The 15,933-nt window shown below is 32.5% G+C and carries 13 protein-coding genes; 8 read left to right on the forward strand and 5 right to left on the reverse strand.

The features are described 5' to 3' along the window. Positions 1 to 42: 42 nt before the first annotated feature. Positions 43 to 435 (reverse strand): helix-turn-helix transcriptional regulator, encoded by a 393-nt coding sequence (locus LPB87_RS10215; protein ID WP_230727831.1) that lies wholly within the window; start codon positions 433 to 435, stop codon positions 43 to 45. A gap of 231 nt (positions 436 to 666) precedes the next feature. On the opposite strand from LPB87_RS10215, the gene LPB87_RS10220 reads away from it, so the two are divergent. From LPB87_RS10220 to LPB87_RS10230, 3 genes are all read left to right on the forward strand, one after another. Next, positions 667 to 1,722 carry a serine hydrolase domain-containing protein gene (locus tag LPB87_RS10220; protein ID WP_230727832.1) on the forward strand — a complete coding sequence of 352 codons (1,056 nt, stop codon included), beginning with the start codon at positions 667 to 669 and terminating at the stop codon, positions 1,720 to 1,722. A gap of 58 nt (positions 1,723 to 1,780) precedes the next feature. After that, positions 1,781 to 2,287, forward strand: a complete 507-nt coding sequence (locus LPB87_RS10225; RefSeq protein WP_230727833.1) for a GNAT family N-acetyltransferase — start codon at positions 1,781 to 1,783, stop codon at positions 2,285 to 2,287. A 153-nt stretch (positions 2,288 to 2,440) separates the two neighbouring features. Next, positions 2,441 to 2,989 carry a HutD family protein gene (locus tag LPB87_RS10230; RefSeq protein ID WP_230727834.1) on the forward strand — a complete coding sequence of 183 codons (549 nt, stop codon included), beginning with the start codon at positions 2,441 to 2,443 and terminating at the stop codon, positions 2,987 to 2,989. Between the two features lie 148 nt (positions 2,990 to 3,137). On the opposite strand, the gene LPB87_RS10235 is transcribed toward LPB87_RS10230, so the two are convergent. Continuing rightward, complete coding sequence (locus LPB87_RS10235; protein ID WP_230727835.1) at positions 3,138 to 3,722, reverse strand: Crp/Fnr family transcriptional regulator; 585 nt, start codon at positions 3,720 to 3,722, stop codon at positions 3,138 to 3,140. A gap of 164 nt (positions 3,723 to 3,886) precedes the next feature. Here LPB87_RS10235 and LPB87_RS10240 point away from each other — a divergent pair, with 164 nt between their 5' ends. Further along, complete coding sequence (locus LPB87_RS10240) at positions 3,887 to 4,996, forward strand: pectate lyase (RefSeq protein WP_230727836.1); 1,110 nt, start codon at positions 3,887 to 3,889, stop codon at positions 4,994 to 4,996. 172 nt (positions 4,997 to 5,168) lie between these two features. Here LPB87_RS10240 and LPB87_RS10245 read toward each other — a convergent pair whose 3' ends face one another. From LPB87_RS10245 to LPB87_RS10255, 3 genes are all read right to left on the reverse strand, one after another. Then, positions 5,169 to 5,552, reverse strand: coding sequence for a DUF3037 domain-containing protein (locus LPB87_RS10245; RefSeq protein ID WP_129537894.1), 384 nt, complete (start codon positions 5,550 to 5,552; stop codon positions 5,169 to 5,171). After that, positions 5,542 to 6,324 (reverse strand): HipA family kinase, encoded by a 783-nt coding sequence (locus tag LPB87_RS10250; RefSeq protein ID WP_230727837.1) that lies wholly within the window; start codon positions 6,322 to 6,324, stop codon positions 5,542 to 5,544. The genes LPB87_RS10245 and LPB87_RS10250 overlap by 11 nt, the downstream gene beginning before the upstream one ends. A gap of 1,061 nt (positions 6,325 to 7,385) precedes the next feature. After that, complete coding sequence (locus tag LPB87_RS10255) at positions 7,386 to 8,231, reverse strand: NAD(P)H-hydrate dehydratase (protein ID WP_230727838.1); 846 nt, start codon at positions 8,229 to 8,231, stop codon at positions 7,386 to 7,388. A 280-nt stretch (positions 8,232 to 8,511) separates the two neighbouring features. Between LPB87_RS10255 and gcvT the strand changes: the two genes are divergently transcribed. The 4 genes from gcvT (at position 8,512) to LPB87_RS10275 (ending at position 15,930) form a co-directional block, all read left to right on the forward strand. Beyond that, positions 8,512 to 9,594 (forward strand): glycine cleavage system aminomethyltransferase GcvT, encoded by a 1,083-nt coding sequence (gene gcvT, locus LPB87_RS10260; protein WP_230727839.1) that lies wholly within the window; start codon positions 8,512 to 8,514, stop codon positions 9,592 to 9,594. A gap of 188 nt (positions 9,595 to 9,782) precedes the next feature. After that, on the forward strand, positions 9,783 to 11,813 hold the full coding sequence (locus LPB87_RS10265; protein ID WP_230727840.1) for a S41 family peptidase: 2,031 nt from the start codon (positions 9,783 to 9,785) through the stop codon (positions 11,811 to 11,813). A gap of 257 nt (positions 11,814 to 12,070) precedes the next feature. Then, positions 12,071 to 12,784, forward strand: coding sequence for a YebC/PmpR family DNA-binding transcriptional regulator (locus tag LPB87_RS10270; protein WP_129537889.1), 714 nt, complete (start codon positions 12,071 to 12,073; stop codon positions 12,782 to 12,784). Between the two features lie 1,079 nt (positions 12,785 to 13,863). Next, complete coding sequence (locus LPB87_RS10275) at positions 13,864 to 15,930, forward strand: fibronectin type III domain-containing protein (RefSeq protein WP_230727841.1); 2,067 nt, start codon at positions 13,864 to 13,866, stop codon at positions 15,928 to 15,930. Positions 15,931 to 15,933: the final 3 nt, after the last annotated feature.

Consider the following 15,933-nt stretch of genomic DNA (forward strand, 5'->3'; position numbering starts at 1 on the left):
ATTTAAGACCTCTTTTTATTTATTTAATATATGTTTAAACGTTTATTTCCCGTTTAGTAATTTCTCTAAATATTCAACTTTATCTTTTTCAGCTTGCACCAAGCGTTCGTAAAGTTCAACTACTTTATCAAGAGGATTAAAAGTGCAATTATAATTAAGTCCAGCATTTACAATACCATTATCATGATAAGTATTACCAATAATATTTAAAACCGCTTCTTCCGAAAAGTTTTTAATTGCTTCAACAGAAACTCCAAGAGCTTTTGCAATCTCAATTAGTTTTTGTTCGTCTACAGTTTCGCTGTTTTCAATAGCCGAAATTGCCTGCTGATTTGTTCCTAAAGCCTGTGCCAGAGCTTCCTGTTTCATATCTTTAAGCTCTCTGATACGGCTTATATTTCTGCCGATATGTTTTGGTTTTATTGCTGTATTCATAATTCAAAGATATTTAAAATTCTTAAACGAAAATAGATTTCCGTAAAAAACAAGCCTATTTCTGTAAGATACTCTTTTCATAATCAAGATAAATTGACAAATTCGGCTTTAGCCAAAAATACAAAAGATTCGGCTAAATATTTATTATTTACCGAAAACAGATTAACAAAGATTCTATTACTTTTACATTTTATCCCTTATCATAAAACACAAAAGTAATTTTCTTAAAAAATGAAGAACAAGCTACGTTTTCTCCCTATTGCCCTACTTGTATTTTTTGTATCAAATCAAACAATTTTGGCACAAGCCAAAGACAATTACAGCACTCGGATTGATAGTCTGATTCAAACTACTTCTGTTCGTCCGTTTAATGGTAATGTACTACTAACTCAGAATGGAAAAACTAAGTATTCAAAAGCTTACGGTTATTCTGATTATGCAAAAAAAACTCCTCTTAAATTAAGTGATCATTTTGTTATTCTATCCAATAGCAAGCAAATAACTGCTGTTTTGATTCTTCAGGAAGTCGAAAAGGGTAAAATCGTTTTAAATACTCCTATAAAAAAATATCTTCCAAACTTAAAACAGCCTTGGGCAAGCACCGTAACTGTAGAGAATTTACTAAATCATACTTCAGGTATTGTCGATTTTGAGAAACCAACAGCTTTTCCTGTCGGAACTCAATTTAAATACACCGATTTGAACTATATCTTGCTAGGTCAAATTATAGAAAGAGTAACCAATAAAACCTATGAAACTGTTGTAAACGAATTGTTCAAGAAAAACAAAATGAAAGATAGTTTCTTCCCCAACGCGTCTAACCAAAAAGAGATTATAAACGGCCGACAATATTTCAAAGACAATACAACCAAAGAAATTCATGGTATTGTTATTCCCAAAGAACGAATTCCTGCAGCAGGACTTGTAAGTACTGTTACAGATTTGGCACTTTGGAATGATTTACTACATAATGGTAAACTTTTGAATAAAGCTACTTATGGCCGAATGACCACTTATACTATTACTAACCAACACCCTGTTTTTGGTGATACAGCAATCGGGTATGGATATGGTATTCGTGTAAACGATAAAACTAAAATTAAAGAATTTGGCCATACCGGAATTGTACCCGATCAAGGATTTACATCGGTTAACTTATATTATCCTGAAACTAAAACTAGCATCATTGTTCTGGAAAACCAAACATTTGACAATTTTGATATTACTTATTATTTTGAAGCCAAAATTAGAGAGATTGTGTTGAAAAGTAGGTTATTGAAGAAATAATGAACTTTAAAATATCTAATTTTACATATAATAAAAAAGAAGAAGAAAAATTTTACGCATGATTACAAAAGCAACATTACAGGATATCCCAGCATTAAATGCATTAATAAATTCAGCTTACCGCGGTGAATCTTCAAAAAAAGGCTGGACTACCGAAGCTCATTTATTAGAAGGAAAAAGAACAACCGAAGAAGAATTAACAGCAATCTTTTTAGATCCTAAAAATACATTTCTGAAATATACAGAGAATGACAAAATTATTGGTTCTGTTTTGTTAATAGAAAAAGAACATCAATTGTATGTAGGAATGCTAACTGTTTCTCCTGAATTACAAAATAGCGGTATCGGAAAAAAGATGTTAGCAGAAGCAGAAGTTCATGCTAAAACTTTAGGATTGTCAACTCTTAGTATGACAGTTGTTTCAGTTCGTTCGGAACTTATTGCATGGTACAATCGTCACGGTTATGTAGATACTGGCGGAAGAGAACCTTTTCCTGCAAGCGATATTCATATTAACGTTTCTGATAAACCTTTGGAATTTATTCATTTAGAGAAAAAGATTTAATTATTTAACCACAAGTTTGTAAGACACCCAGAAAAATTAACCGCAAAGAAATACGCGAAGTTCCCTAAGATATTGGTGTTATCTCGCTAAAAAAAGCTTTGCTTCTTTGAACCTTAGAAAATCACATTTGATTTCTTATCAAAAACAATAAAAATGAATATAAGCCTTTTTCCTAAAAAAGATAGTGCAGTCTCTATTTGGAGTGGTGGATTGACTTATGAATATATGATATATCCGAAAACAGCAAATTATGCTGATAGAGATTTTATATTCAGAATAAGCAGTGCTACAATAGAGCAAGAACCCTCAATTTTTACAAGATTTAAAGGTTATCACCGATACTTGGTTATGCTGGATAACAGCCTGCATGTTGAGGTTAACAAAGAAAAAAAATTGTATGAGAAGTATGAAATCATGGAATTTAATTCGGATGATGAGGTGACTTCTTATACAAAAGGTATCGATTTTAATTGGATGGTTTCTGAAAAAGCATCCCATCACAAACTAAAAATAACGAGCAGTAATCAGAATTCTAATGCTCCACTAGTTATTTTATTTTCTTTACATGCAACCGTTATTAAAATTAATGAGAAGCCATACGTTCTACATCCTTATGATTTGTTAGTCATAGAAAATGAAAAAAGGGAAGATATACTGCTTCATTTTTCTAATGAATGCCTCTTTGGGATATTGGATATTTAATCCAGTTAATCCTTTATTCCGATAGCTATCGGGATACGCAAAGGTCGCTAAAGTATTATCTCGCTAAGACGCAAAGAAAAAACCTTTGAACCTTTTTCCGATAGCTATCGGAACTCTGCGCCTTTGAACCTTTGAACCACTCAAAAATCTAAACATTTCTTTTGATCTTCGATAAAAATTCATGAGAAACTCCAAGGTATGAGGATAGATTTTTGTTATTTATTTTCTGTGTTTTCTCAGGATGTATTTTTATAAATTCGAGATACCTTTGTTTCGATGTTTTATTTAAAACGTCTAAAAGCCTTTCTTGTATGAGTACATTGGCACTTTCTATCATTGCAATATGAAATTGAATTAGTTTTGGTATTTCTTTAAACAATAATGTTTTATTTGATTTATTGATAACCAATATCTCACTATCTTCTATCGCTTTAATATTGTATTTGGTAGGTTTCTGATGATAGAAACTTTCAATATCACACATCCAATCATTTTCGAAAGCAAAAAAGAGAACTGTCTCACTTCCACTTTCGTTTAAGATATATATTTTAAATGCTCCCTTCAAAATGAATCCTTCGTAAACACTATTAGAATTTTGAATCTGTAGAAACTCATTTTTCTTTAATTTAACGAATTCTGTTTTTTCAATAATTATATTCCATTCCGTATCTGTAAGGGCAATTTTGCGCTCAATATTATCCCTTAATAGTTTATACATATGGTTATTTTTCATTTTTAACAAAAACATTATAACTATTTAATTCACACTATATTTATAGATAATAAAAAATAAATGTAATCGATTACTAAATTAATAAAAAAGATAGAACTAGTTCAATTTTTTTAAAATATTTTATAAAGACTTTTGGTGTATTAATTAACCCCAAAATATCTATTATGAAGATTAAATCAACTTTATCAGCGTTATTACTAACTCTGATTTTAGGCTTTGCAAGTTGCAATAGCGAAGAAATTACTGCTACGCAAAATAGTGATAGCAACGCAAGTACTATTTTATCAACAAGTCAAAATCTTACTGCCAAAGTTGGCAATTGTGCCGAGGTTCCGGGATGGGCATCTCAGAACGGAGGAACTACTGGTGGTGGCAATGCTGCCGAAACGGTTGTTACCACCTACGCTCAATTAAAAGCTGCTATCGAAAATAGTGCTGTAAAAGTGGTAAAAGTTACTGGTACTATTACTATTACGACAAGATTATCTTTTCAGGATCAATCTGGCAAAACAATTTATGGTGCTAGCGGTGCAAAATTGGTTTCTACGGATCAAACTAAAGCAAACTCTGGTATCATCAATATTAAAAGATGTACCAATATTATCATCCGAAATTTAATTTTTGAAGGTCCTGGTGCTTATGACACTGATGGTTGGGATAATGCTATTATAGACGACTGTCGAAATGTATGGGTTGATCATTGTGAGTTTAGAGATGGTGTAGATGGTAATCTTGATATCAAAAACAAGTCAAATTACATTACTGTTTCTTATACAAAATTTGCCTACTTAAAACCTCCTAAAGCAGGTGGCTCTGGCGGAACTGATGATCACAGATTTTCTAACCTAATTGGTTCTAGCGATAGTGCTACGGCTGATCGTGGAAATTTAAAAATTACTTTTGCCCGTTGCTGGTGGGCTCCTGGCTGTAAAGAAAGAATGCCAAGAGTACGTTTTGGTCAAGTACATATTATAAATAGCTATTTTAATAGTACTGTTAGCAACAAATGTATTGCTGCTGGTTTTGAAGCTAATATCCGTGTAGAAAATAATGTATTCGAAGGTGTAAAGACTCCTATTGATTTAATGACTGGTTATACTGCTGTAACTGCTATTGGAAATGTGTTTACTAGCACAACTGGAAATACTGTTGGAAGCAATACCGCTTTTACTCCTCCGTATGCTATTGTGACTCTTGCTGCATCAGCAGTTAAAGCTGATGTTACTGGTGGAGCTGGCGCTACATTTACTGGTAATACTTGCGGATCTTTCTAATTTAATTTAACCACATAAGTTATGTAAATGCATTCAAGCTATTAGTGCTTAGATTTATTTATATGACTTATATGGTTTCTTTTTTTAGAATAAAATTTAAGATTTTAAACGCAAAGTGCGCAGTCCTGATAGCTATCGGAACTCTGAACCTCTGCACCTTTGTCCCTTAAATTTATAGAACCAATTCCTCAAACAATCTCTGAATCGTTTTATCCAAATCCTGACATAAACCCGGATGTGGTCTTGAGGTTTGAATTGCCGAACTACGTATAGCTGTTAGCCATCTAAATCGCTCAGGAATTTCCATTTGTCCAATGGGTCCGCCATCTTTGGCTCCATTGGCTATTTTTTCTAATGAGGTTAAATTACAATGCAATTGTTCGACATCAAAATCGGCTGAAAGAGCTTGGATTCTAGCATCGTTTATATGGTATAATACTTTTATAAATTTGGCTCTTTTACAAAATAATATAACACCTATATTTAGGAATTCTTCGCGCTCTACTCTTGGTACAACCCGAATTACGGCATATTCATATAAGTGACTATCTTGCATTTTCGGCTTGTTTTACAAAAATTTCAGAATGGTCTAATCGTGTTTGCAAGAATTGTAAATATACATTTCGCAATCCTTCGGGTGTTTCATCGGTATCTTCCCAATGAAGCCATTCGTCTGGAATAAGCGCTACAATTTCCTGTAATAATTCGGGAGTTAAAACTGCTTTATATTCTGAATCAACTTCTTTTAAAAGTGATGCCTGTGGCAACAATACGTGATCTTTTATTAATGCAAATGGACTTTTGGCATGTTGTTCCCAATTGTTCCATGAATGATGAAAGTACAAACAAGCACCGTGATCTATTAACCATAGTTCTTTATGCCATATTAGCATATTTGTATTTCTGAATGTACGATCTACATTGGTAATAAAAGCATCTAACCAAACGATCTGTGACGCTAATTTAGGATCAACCACTGTTACAACTGGATCAAAAGTAATTGCTCCTGATAAAAAATGTAAAGCCAAATTAAGCCCTTGGCTTCCTTGTAGCAAATCCTGAATTTCCTCATCGCCTTCGGTTCTGCCAAAAGCTTCGTCGAGATTGGCAAATACCAATTCAGGAATCTGAAGTTTTAATACATTAGCAATTGCCCCACCTACCAATTCGGCAATTAGTGCTTTTACGCCATGTCCAGCTCCTTTAAATTTTAGAACATATTTAAAATCATCATCTGCTTCGGCCAAAGCGGGTAACGAACCGCCTTCGCGTAACGGACTTATATATCGCGTTACGTTTACCGTTCTTAGATCGAGTTTGTTTTTCATAGTCTGCTTTACTAGAATACAAACTTACTAATTTAGATTTGTTAGTCTTCTGTGATTAGTTAGATTTTTAGAATTCTTAGATTATATAGAGAAAAGAGTATAGAATATAGAAGAAAGAATATAGAAGAAAGACTTAAAGAAGTTGTTTGCTAGGTTTTTAAAAATCTATACGCATTCATTATTAAACCATGTCGGTAAAGACTCATCGCAATGCGTCTTTTACAATATGATTCAGCGTTGCGCTTAATTTGGTTCACGCAGATTTTGCAGATTCAGCAGATTTTTTTCTCTGCATTGGTTTTAGGATTTTGTTTGTGGAATTTATTGTGCTCCTTCGACTCCGCTCAGGAGGACAATCTGAGTAATCTAAAAAAACATCATTAAATCTTATTTCATCAGTACGTTAATTTTGGTTCACGCAGATTTTGCAGATTCGGCAGATTTTTTTCTCTGCATTGATTTTAGGGGTTTGTTTGTGGAATTTGTTGTGCTCCTTCGACTCCACTCAGGAGGACAATCTGAGTAATCTAAAGAAATATCTTTAAATCTTATTTCATCGTTATGTTAATTTTGGTTCACGCAGATTTTGCAGATTCGGCAGATTTTTTTCTCTGTATTGATTTTAGGATTTTGTTTGTGGAATTTGTTTGTGGAATTTGTTTGTGGAATTTGTTTGTGGAATTTGTTTGTGGAATTTGTTTGTGGAATTTGTTTGTGGAATTTGTTTGTGGAATTTGTTTGTGGAATTTGTTGTGCTCCTTCGACTCCGCTCAGGAGGACAATCTGAGTAATCTAAAAAAACATCATTAAATCTTTTTTCATCGGTACGTTAATTTTGGTTCACGCAGATTTTGCAAATTCAGTAGATTTTTTTCTCTGCATTGATTTTAGGATTTTGTTTGTGGAATTTATTGTGCTCCTTCGACTTCGCTCAGGAAGACAATCTGAGTAATCTAAAAAAACATCATTAAATCTTCTTTTTAAAATCTTAAATCTAAACTCTTCCTTCTATATTCTATTCTCTATACTCTTTACTCTTTCCTCTATACTCTTTCCTCTAACTAATCTAATGATAAAAACGCTTTACCGAGATTAGCAATAATATCGGACGCTATAAATGACTGGTATCCTGTTTCGGGTAGAGCCATAGTAGCGGTTAAACCATGTAGATATACTCCTATTTGTGCGGCTTGAATAGGCAGATATCCTTGAGCTAATAAACTAGTGATTATTCCCGTTAGCACATCGCCACTTCCTGCGGTTGCCAATGCTGCATTTCCTGTTGTATTTTGGTAGATGTCTTCTCCATTTACAATTTGTGTTGGTGCGCCTTTCATAACTATGATTATTCCGTATTGCTTAGAAAATTCTATCGCTCTTACATGTTTTTCAATTTCGGAATTCCAACTTCCTATTAAGCGTTCTAGTTCTTTGGGATGTGGTGTGAGTATTGTATCCTGTCGTAGTAAATTAAACCATGATTTATTTTGTGATAGGATATTTAGTGCATCGGCATCGATAACTAGGGGTATTTTGTTTGTTTTTAAAAACTCATAAAACGCTCTTTGTGTATCGGGCTCCTGCCCTATTCCTGGGCCTATTCCTATGGCTTGAGGTTGGATATCGAATATGATTTCGGATATGTATTTTTCGTGTGTTGTGGTTACAACCATTACTTCGGGGATTGTAGATTGGAGGATTTCGTAGCCACATTTTGGAATGTATGTAGTTACGAGTCCACAGCCTGATTTTATACAGGCTTTGGATGCTAAAACGGCTGCACCTATCTTTCCATAACTTCCTGCAATTATTGTTGCGTGCCCTTGTATTCCTTTGTGTGTTTTAGGATTTATTGGTTTATAAATCTGTTGAATCTCTGCTTGGCTTATCAGAATGGGTATTTTCATGAAAAAGGTATTTTTATTAAAATTACAAAAAAACATGATTCTAAAATCACATCTATTCCCTGATATGCTTTAGCCCTGATTACTTGACTAATATTTTTATTTTAATAAGTGTTCAGTGAACTGTGTTTGCAGTGGCATCCTTTATGTTTTTCCTTTAAAAACATAAAGATATAGCGAATAGCAGGAAACAGCTCCTAATTTTTGCGATTTTTATAATTCTGAGTACTTGTTTACAACATTTTTTGAATAAATTTGCGATTAACTTTTATAAACACACACAATGAAAAATACTGCGCTAACGCACATACATGAGGGTTTGGGAGCGAAAATGCTGCCTTTTGCTGGTTATAATATGCCTATTTTATACGAAGGTGTAAATGCTGAACACGAAACTGTTCGTACTGGTGTGGGCGTTTTTGACGTTTCGCATATGGGTGAATTTTTATTAACTGGCCCAAATGCTTTGGCTTTAATTCAGAAAGTTACTTCTAATGACGCATCGACGCTAACTATTGGTAGAGCTCAATATTCTTGCTTACCTAATAATGATGGCGGAATTGTAGATGATTTGATTATTTATAAAATGAAAGAGGAAGAGTATTTACTTGTTGTAAATGCTTCGAATATTGATAAAGATTGGAATTGGATTTCTTCTCACAATGATGTAGGTGCTGAAATGAAAAACCTATCAGATGATTACTCTTTGTTAGCAATTCAAGGGCCTAAAGCTGTTGAAGCAATGCAAAGTTTAACTGCTGTAGATTTAGCTGCTATTCCATATTACCATTTTGAAGTTGGTACTTTTGCTGGAGTTGAAAATGTAATTATTTCAGCTACTGGTTATACCGGTTCTGGTGGTTTTGAAATTTATTGCAAAAATGATGAGGTTGAACACATCTGGAATAAGGTCTTTGAAGCTGGTGCCTCTTTTGGTATTAAACCAATTGGATTGGCCGCTCGTGATACTTTACGTTTAGAAATGGGCTTCTGTTTATACGGAAATGATATTGATGATACCACTTCTCCACTTGAGGCTGGACTGGGTTGGATTACAAAATTTACGAAAGATTTTACTAACTCTGAAAATCTAAAAAAACAAAAAGAAGCTGGTGTTACCAAAAAACTTGTTGGTTTTGAGATGCAGGAACGTGCTGTACCAAGACAAGGGTATGAAATTGTAGATGCATCTGGAAATGTAATTGGAATTGTTACTTCTGGAACGATGTCTCCTTCTATGGGGATTGGTATTGGTCTAGGATACGTTACTATTGCAAACAGCGCTGTAGATAGTGCTATCTTTATTAGAATTAGAAAAAATGATGTTCCTGCGAAAGTGGTAAAATTACCTTTCTATAAAAAATAATTTATTTTAAAGCCCAATACCGAAATACTGCTTATATAGCACAGCTTAAAATGATTAGCTTAGTTTTATCTTTAAAATCGGTCAAATCTGTAGCTGTATCCTATTTCGATAGTAACATTTTAGTGAGATTATACTCGTTTTATCAAAAAAATTAGTGTAATTTTAGTTTAAATGTTGATACTCGATTTATGAAAAAATTTTCATTGGTATTTCTGCTTCTTAGTTTTTCTCTGTTTGGTCAAAATAGTGATTCTACATGTGAGATTTTAACTAAAATAAATACGCTTATTCAAAGCGAACATATACAACCTAAACCGGTAGATGATAGTCTATCGGTTTTTGTTTTTGACAACTTGATTGATAATCTTGATCCTTCTAGAAACATCTTTCTGAAATCAGAATATGATGTTCTTGTTAAAAAATACCGTTTGAATATCGACAATCTAATTCTTAGTAAAGATTGTTCTTTCTTGAATGATATCATTTCTAAGTATAAAAATGGACTTATAAGAAATAAAGTTGCATTAGAGAAAATTTTAATTGAACCTATTGACTATTCTGCAAAGGATACAATTCGGTTTTATAAAAAATCTTTTCCTGTATATATGAAGGAAAATGAAGTCGAGAAAGTATGGCGCAAGAAAATGCGCTATGAAATATTAGATCAAATAGCTGAGGTAAGCTCTAATTTGGATTCGCTTAAAACAAATTTTAAATCTCTTGAAGCCACTTATAAGAAGTCTATACTTGATAATGAAATATGTCGAATTAACACACTCTTGCAAACAGAGAAAAAACCTCAAGAAAAACTTTACAATTACTTCTGTACTTACTTTGACCCTCATACTGCCTATTTTAGTGATGATTCAAAATCTAGTTTTGTTGCTTCTTTATCTAAAGAACACTTATCATTGGGATTAAGTGTTAATCTGAATGAAAAAAACGAAATTATTGTTGCCGAATTGGACCCAAATGGACCCGCATTTCAAACAGGTCAAATAAAAAAAGGAGACCAAATCATCTCTATATCTAGCCAAAAAGAAACCTTGAAAGTTTCCTGCGCTACTCTTGAATCTATTTCGACTATGATCTTATCTGAATCGAACAAAAGCATCACGTTTACTCTTAAAAGAAATTCTGGAAAAAGTTTTGATGTTTATATCGAAAAACAAATCATGAAAGATGAAGAAAACTCTGTTTTTAGTTTTATAATAGGCAAAGAAAGTAAGATTGGTTATATAAAAATTCCTAGTTTTTATGCCGATTTAGAAGGTAATAGTGGAAAAGGTTGTGCTGATGATACTGTCAAAGAAATTCTGAAATTGCAAAAAGATAATATTAAAGGTCTTGTAATTGATTTAATTGATAATGGTGGTGGATCTATGGAAGAGGCTATAAAATTAGCCGGAATGTTTATTGACAGTGGCCCTATATCTATTGTTGTAGACAATAAAAATGAACAATCTGTTATTAATGATCCTTATAAAGGAATGCTTTATAAAGGCATTGTTGTTGTTCTGGTTAATGGCAATACAGCATCGGCAAGTGAGTTTTTCGCATCGATTATGCAGGATTACAATCGTGCTCTTTTATTAGGAAGTACTACATTGGGAAAAGCAACTATGCAAACGATACAGTCACTAGATGAGAATAAAAACACAGATTTCTTGAAAATAACAATTAATAAGTTCTATCGAATAACAGGCAAAAGTCACCAATACATAGGTATAACTCCTGATGTCGTTCTGCCTGAATTCTATGAAAACATTATTGCTAAAGAAAAAAACTTTCCTACAGCTATCAAAAATGACTCTATTGTTCCTATTCTAAAATTTAGACCTTACGTAAAAAGAAGCTTAATAAATAGACTTGCTGATGATAGTAGCATCAGAGTAGCTGCTAGTGATTATTTTAATAATATAATTACAATAAACAAAAAAATAGACCAACTGGTTAACACACCTCGAACAGAGATTCCTATGACTTTAGACACTGTCTTTGATCAGAAAAAGACACGAACTAGCTTATGGGAGGAAATAACCTCTTTTAATACTAAGAATGATCCTCTAGATGTATATAACTCGACAGTAAATAGATTCCTTTTAGGGATTCATCCTACTGAAAAAATCATGAATCAATATCAAATTGATAATCTTAAAACTAATCCTTACTTAAACGAGGCTGTAAATATTATCAATGATTTTAATGCAGCCAGGTAATGGTTAATCTCTGTTTGTAGTTTAAACTTTATGGTTAGATCCTGATGCATACTATCTTTTTTACTGGTATTACTTACTCACTTCTGAACTATAAACTGGTGCTAGATACTGAGCCTGTAAACTATCTGCCATGTAGTATATAATCTCTATTTACAGTTTACAGTCACCTGTTTACATTTCACCAAAAAAAATATAGTGTTTGTTTTTATAAAATAACTAATAACTGTATTTTTGCAACTCAAAATAAAAAATCAGCAATGGGAAGAGCGTTTGAATTTAGAAAAGGTAGAAAAATGAAGCGTTGGTCAGCAATGGCCAAAACATTTACCCGAATTGGTAAAGATATTGTAATGGCCGTTAAAGAAGGTGGTCCTAATCCAGATGCCAATTCTAGACTTAGAGCTGTTATACAAAATGCAAAAGCTGCCAACATGCCGAAAGACAACGTTGAGCGCGCAATAAAAAATGCCAGTAATAAAGATACTGCCAACTATAAAGAAATTTTATTTGAAGGTTATGCTCCTCACGGAATTGCCATTTTAATAGAAACTGCATCAGATAATAATAACCGTACAGTAGCCAATATTCGTAGTTATTTTAATAAATGTAACGGAACTATGGGTACACAAGGTTCTGTTGAATTTATGTTTGACCATACTTGTAATTTCCGAATTCCTAAAGGTGATCTTGATCCTGAGGAATTAGAATTGGAATTAATTGATTTTGGTGCTGAAGAGGTTTTTGAAGACGAAGACGGTATTTTAATCTACGCGCCTTTTGGAAGCTTTGGAGCACTACAAAAAGAACTTGAGAACAGAGGTATCGAAATTTTATCTTCTGGTTTTGAGCGTATTCCTCAAATAACAAAAGAACTTACTGAAGCTCAAATTGCCGATGTAGAAAAACTTATCGAAAAAATTGAAGAGGATGATGACGTTATGAACGTATATCATACTATGAAAGAAGAATAATTTTTTCTTTTATTATAAACTAAACTCCAGAGCAATCTGGAGTTTTTTTGCTTTAATAATGAATTTAAAAAACTACAATAGAGCTCCTTATAGAATAGCTTCTCAAATTCATACCTAGAAAAGGGATTCTCTTATAATCAGTTTATTACTAGTATCTTGTTCAAGTTCTGACGACAATAATGACAAACCAGTCGTTGACGATACCGTTTTAATTTTACCTCAAACTGAGAAATATACTTCCACCTCTCATCCAGAAGAGAATAATATTACCACTTATACTTACAATTGAAATAAAATTGTAAGTGTTGATTATAGTGAGGGTAACAAAACAACAAGAGAAAAAGACGGAATTACAGTAGAAACTACTACTTATGAAAACACTTATAACAACAATAACTTTTTAACAAAGCAAGTAAGCAGTGGTGAAACCTTTGAATACACTTATTAGCCCAAAAACTATTTAAGCACATTTTAAAAAAGAGGATTTCATTTTATAAAATGCAACCTCTTTTTTCTTTGTGTTTTTCTAAAGAAATTACTCAAACTCCTTAAATATTTTTCAATTTAAAAAACTAACTTACAAACTATTAACCCCTAAAATATTCATAATTACAGTACTTACCCTGCTCTAAACACTTCAATTTATATATTGATTTTCTTTTATTAATCCTTTTTTTCTTACTATTAAAAGCTTATTGTGATACTTTTATATTTTATAATTACACTAAAATCGAAAAAAAAAGAGTCAGTTTACATAAATTTAAAAAATTGCTTGTCGTAGTATATAGTAAAATTTACTCATATGATCTTAAAAAATAGATTCTAATACACTAACCTACAATTCACTAAAAATAAATATTGTTACATATAAAAAAAACATACAGTTTATTTTATACAAATAAATCCAATTTATTGAAGTTTTAGTACCAAAAAGTTAATTCAATAATTGACTTTGCTAAAAAAAATATCCCTCCCCTAAAAGCTGTAAAGCCCTTTATTTCGGAAGATTTTTAGTGTAAAAATATTGTTAATTAAACATTAAAAAGCTAGTTTTGTAGCTTTTAAAATTATTCCATAGAATGTTGAAGATAAAATTACTTTTCTTACTAATTATTTCGTGTTCATTAGGTTACAGTCAAAGCAAAAATGCAAAAATAATGATCAATGCCAGAGCTCAAAAAGATAACATTTTGATCCGTTGGGCTATTAATTCTCCAATAGAATGGCAAAAAGCAAATAAAAAGGGATTTGTAATTACTAGAACTACAATACTTCGAGATGGCAATGTTTTGCCTAAACCCGATAAAATAGTACTTACGCCAAAACCACTTCTTCCAGAACCTCTGGATTCATGGCTTGACTTAGCACAAAAAGATAATAATGCGGCTATAATTGCACAATCTATCTACGGAGAAAGTTTTGAGGTAACTGGTGCCAAAGAAGGGGAACTTGCTAAAATAGTAAATATGGCTGATGAGCTGGATCAACGGTATACTTTTGCTTTATATGCGGCCGATATGAGTTTTACTGGTGCAGTAAAAGCGGGTTGGGGATTTGTAGATACCAACGTTAAAGCAAATGAAGTGTATGCTTATCAGGTAAGTGTTTTTGAAAGCCCAAAAGTTAAAGAATCTTCTTATATGATCGGTTTAAAAGACTTTAGTGTTTTACCCGCACCAACAGATTTTATTGCGATTCCTGATGATAAAAAAGTACTGCTTTCCTGGGATTACGAAACCTTTAAAAGAATATATACTTCTTTTATGGTCGAAAAATCTTCTGATGGGATCAACTATACCCCAATAGCAACTACACCTTTAGTTAACCTGAATGATAAAGACGAACATCCATCTAAAACCATGTATTATATTGATACGCTTAGTGTAAACGATAAAATGTATCAATATAGATTATACGGTATAACCTCATTTGGAGAAAAGGGAGAAGTAACAAAACCAATTACTGCAACAGGAGTGGCTGCTATCGTTACCACTGCAAGGCTTATCGATTATAATATTGTGAACTCTAATGAAGTTAATTTGGAATGGGAATATCCTGTAGCGTCCGAAGGCTTTATTCAGGGCTATGAAATTAACCTAGCAGATAATGACAAAGGTCCCTATAAAGTGGTTTCTAAAATGATTCCTCCATCGGAGAGAAAACTCAATTATAAAGAAAATTTATTTCCATCTAATTATTTTACCATATCTGTTGTGGGTAAGAATAACCAACGCTTAACCTCACAGAGCATGTTGGTTCAGCCTGTAGATTCTATACCACCAGCAAAACCAATCGGGCTTGAAGGTGTAATTGATAGTCTTGGAGTGGTTCGTTTGAAATGGAAACCAAATCAGGAAAAAGATTTGCGTGGATACCGAATTTTAAAAGCTAATAATGCTGGTGAAGAATTTGTAGATATTTATCATAAATCCTATGTAGGCAATGATTACAAAGACAGTGTGAGCCTTAAAATGACAAATAGTAAAGTGTATTATAGAATTGCTGCTGAGGACATGAGGTTTAATATTTCAAAACCATCCGATATTTTAATTTTAGATAAACCCGATAAAATTCCCCCTGCAGCACCCATTTTTAAAGACTATGAAAATAAAGACGGTAAAGTACATCTAAAATGGATACGCAGTTATAGTGAAGATGTAGTAGGACACAGTCTAAGAAGGAGAGAAAAAGGGCAGGAAAAATGGCTGGAGATTAAACAAATAAACGATACCATTCAGGAATATACAGATGACAGGATAGAGAACAAAAAAACATATCAATACGCTATTCTAGCTAGGGACAAAAGTAATCTGTGGTCATCATTAGATCATTCTATAATAACGGTACAAGTTTTGGATTTTACACCTGTAAAAATAATTACATTTTTGCAAGGACTACCCGATCGGGAGAATAAAAAAATAGTCCTGACATGGAATTATAATAAAAGTAAGGACAAAGTAATCAGTTTGAGTATTTATAAAAATGTAAAAGGTACGCCACCAACATTATGGAAAGAATTAAATGGTACTGTTTTTACTATAGAAGATAAAAATTTAAATATAAACTCGGAATATGAATATCATTTAATTCCTAATTTAGAAAATGATAGCCCTACAAAAGTCGAAACCCTAACAGTTATATATTAAGCC

This window comes from Flavobacterium sp. EDS (genome assembly GCF_020991525.1).
Lineage (GTDB): Bacteria > Bacteroidota > Bacteroidia > Flavobacteriales > Flavobacteriaceae > Flavobacterium.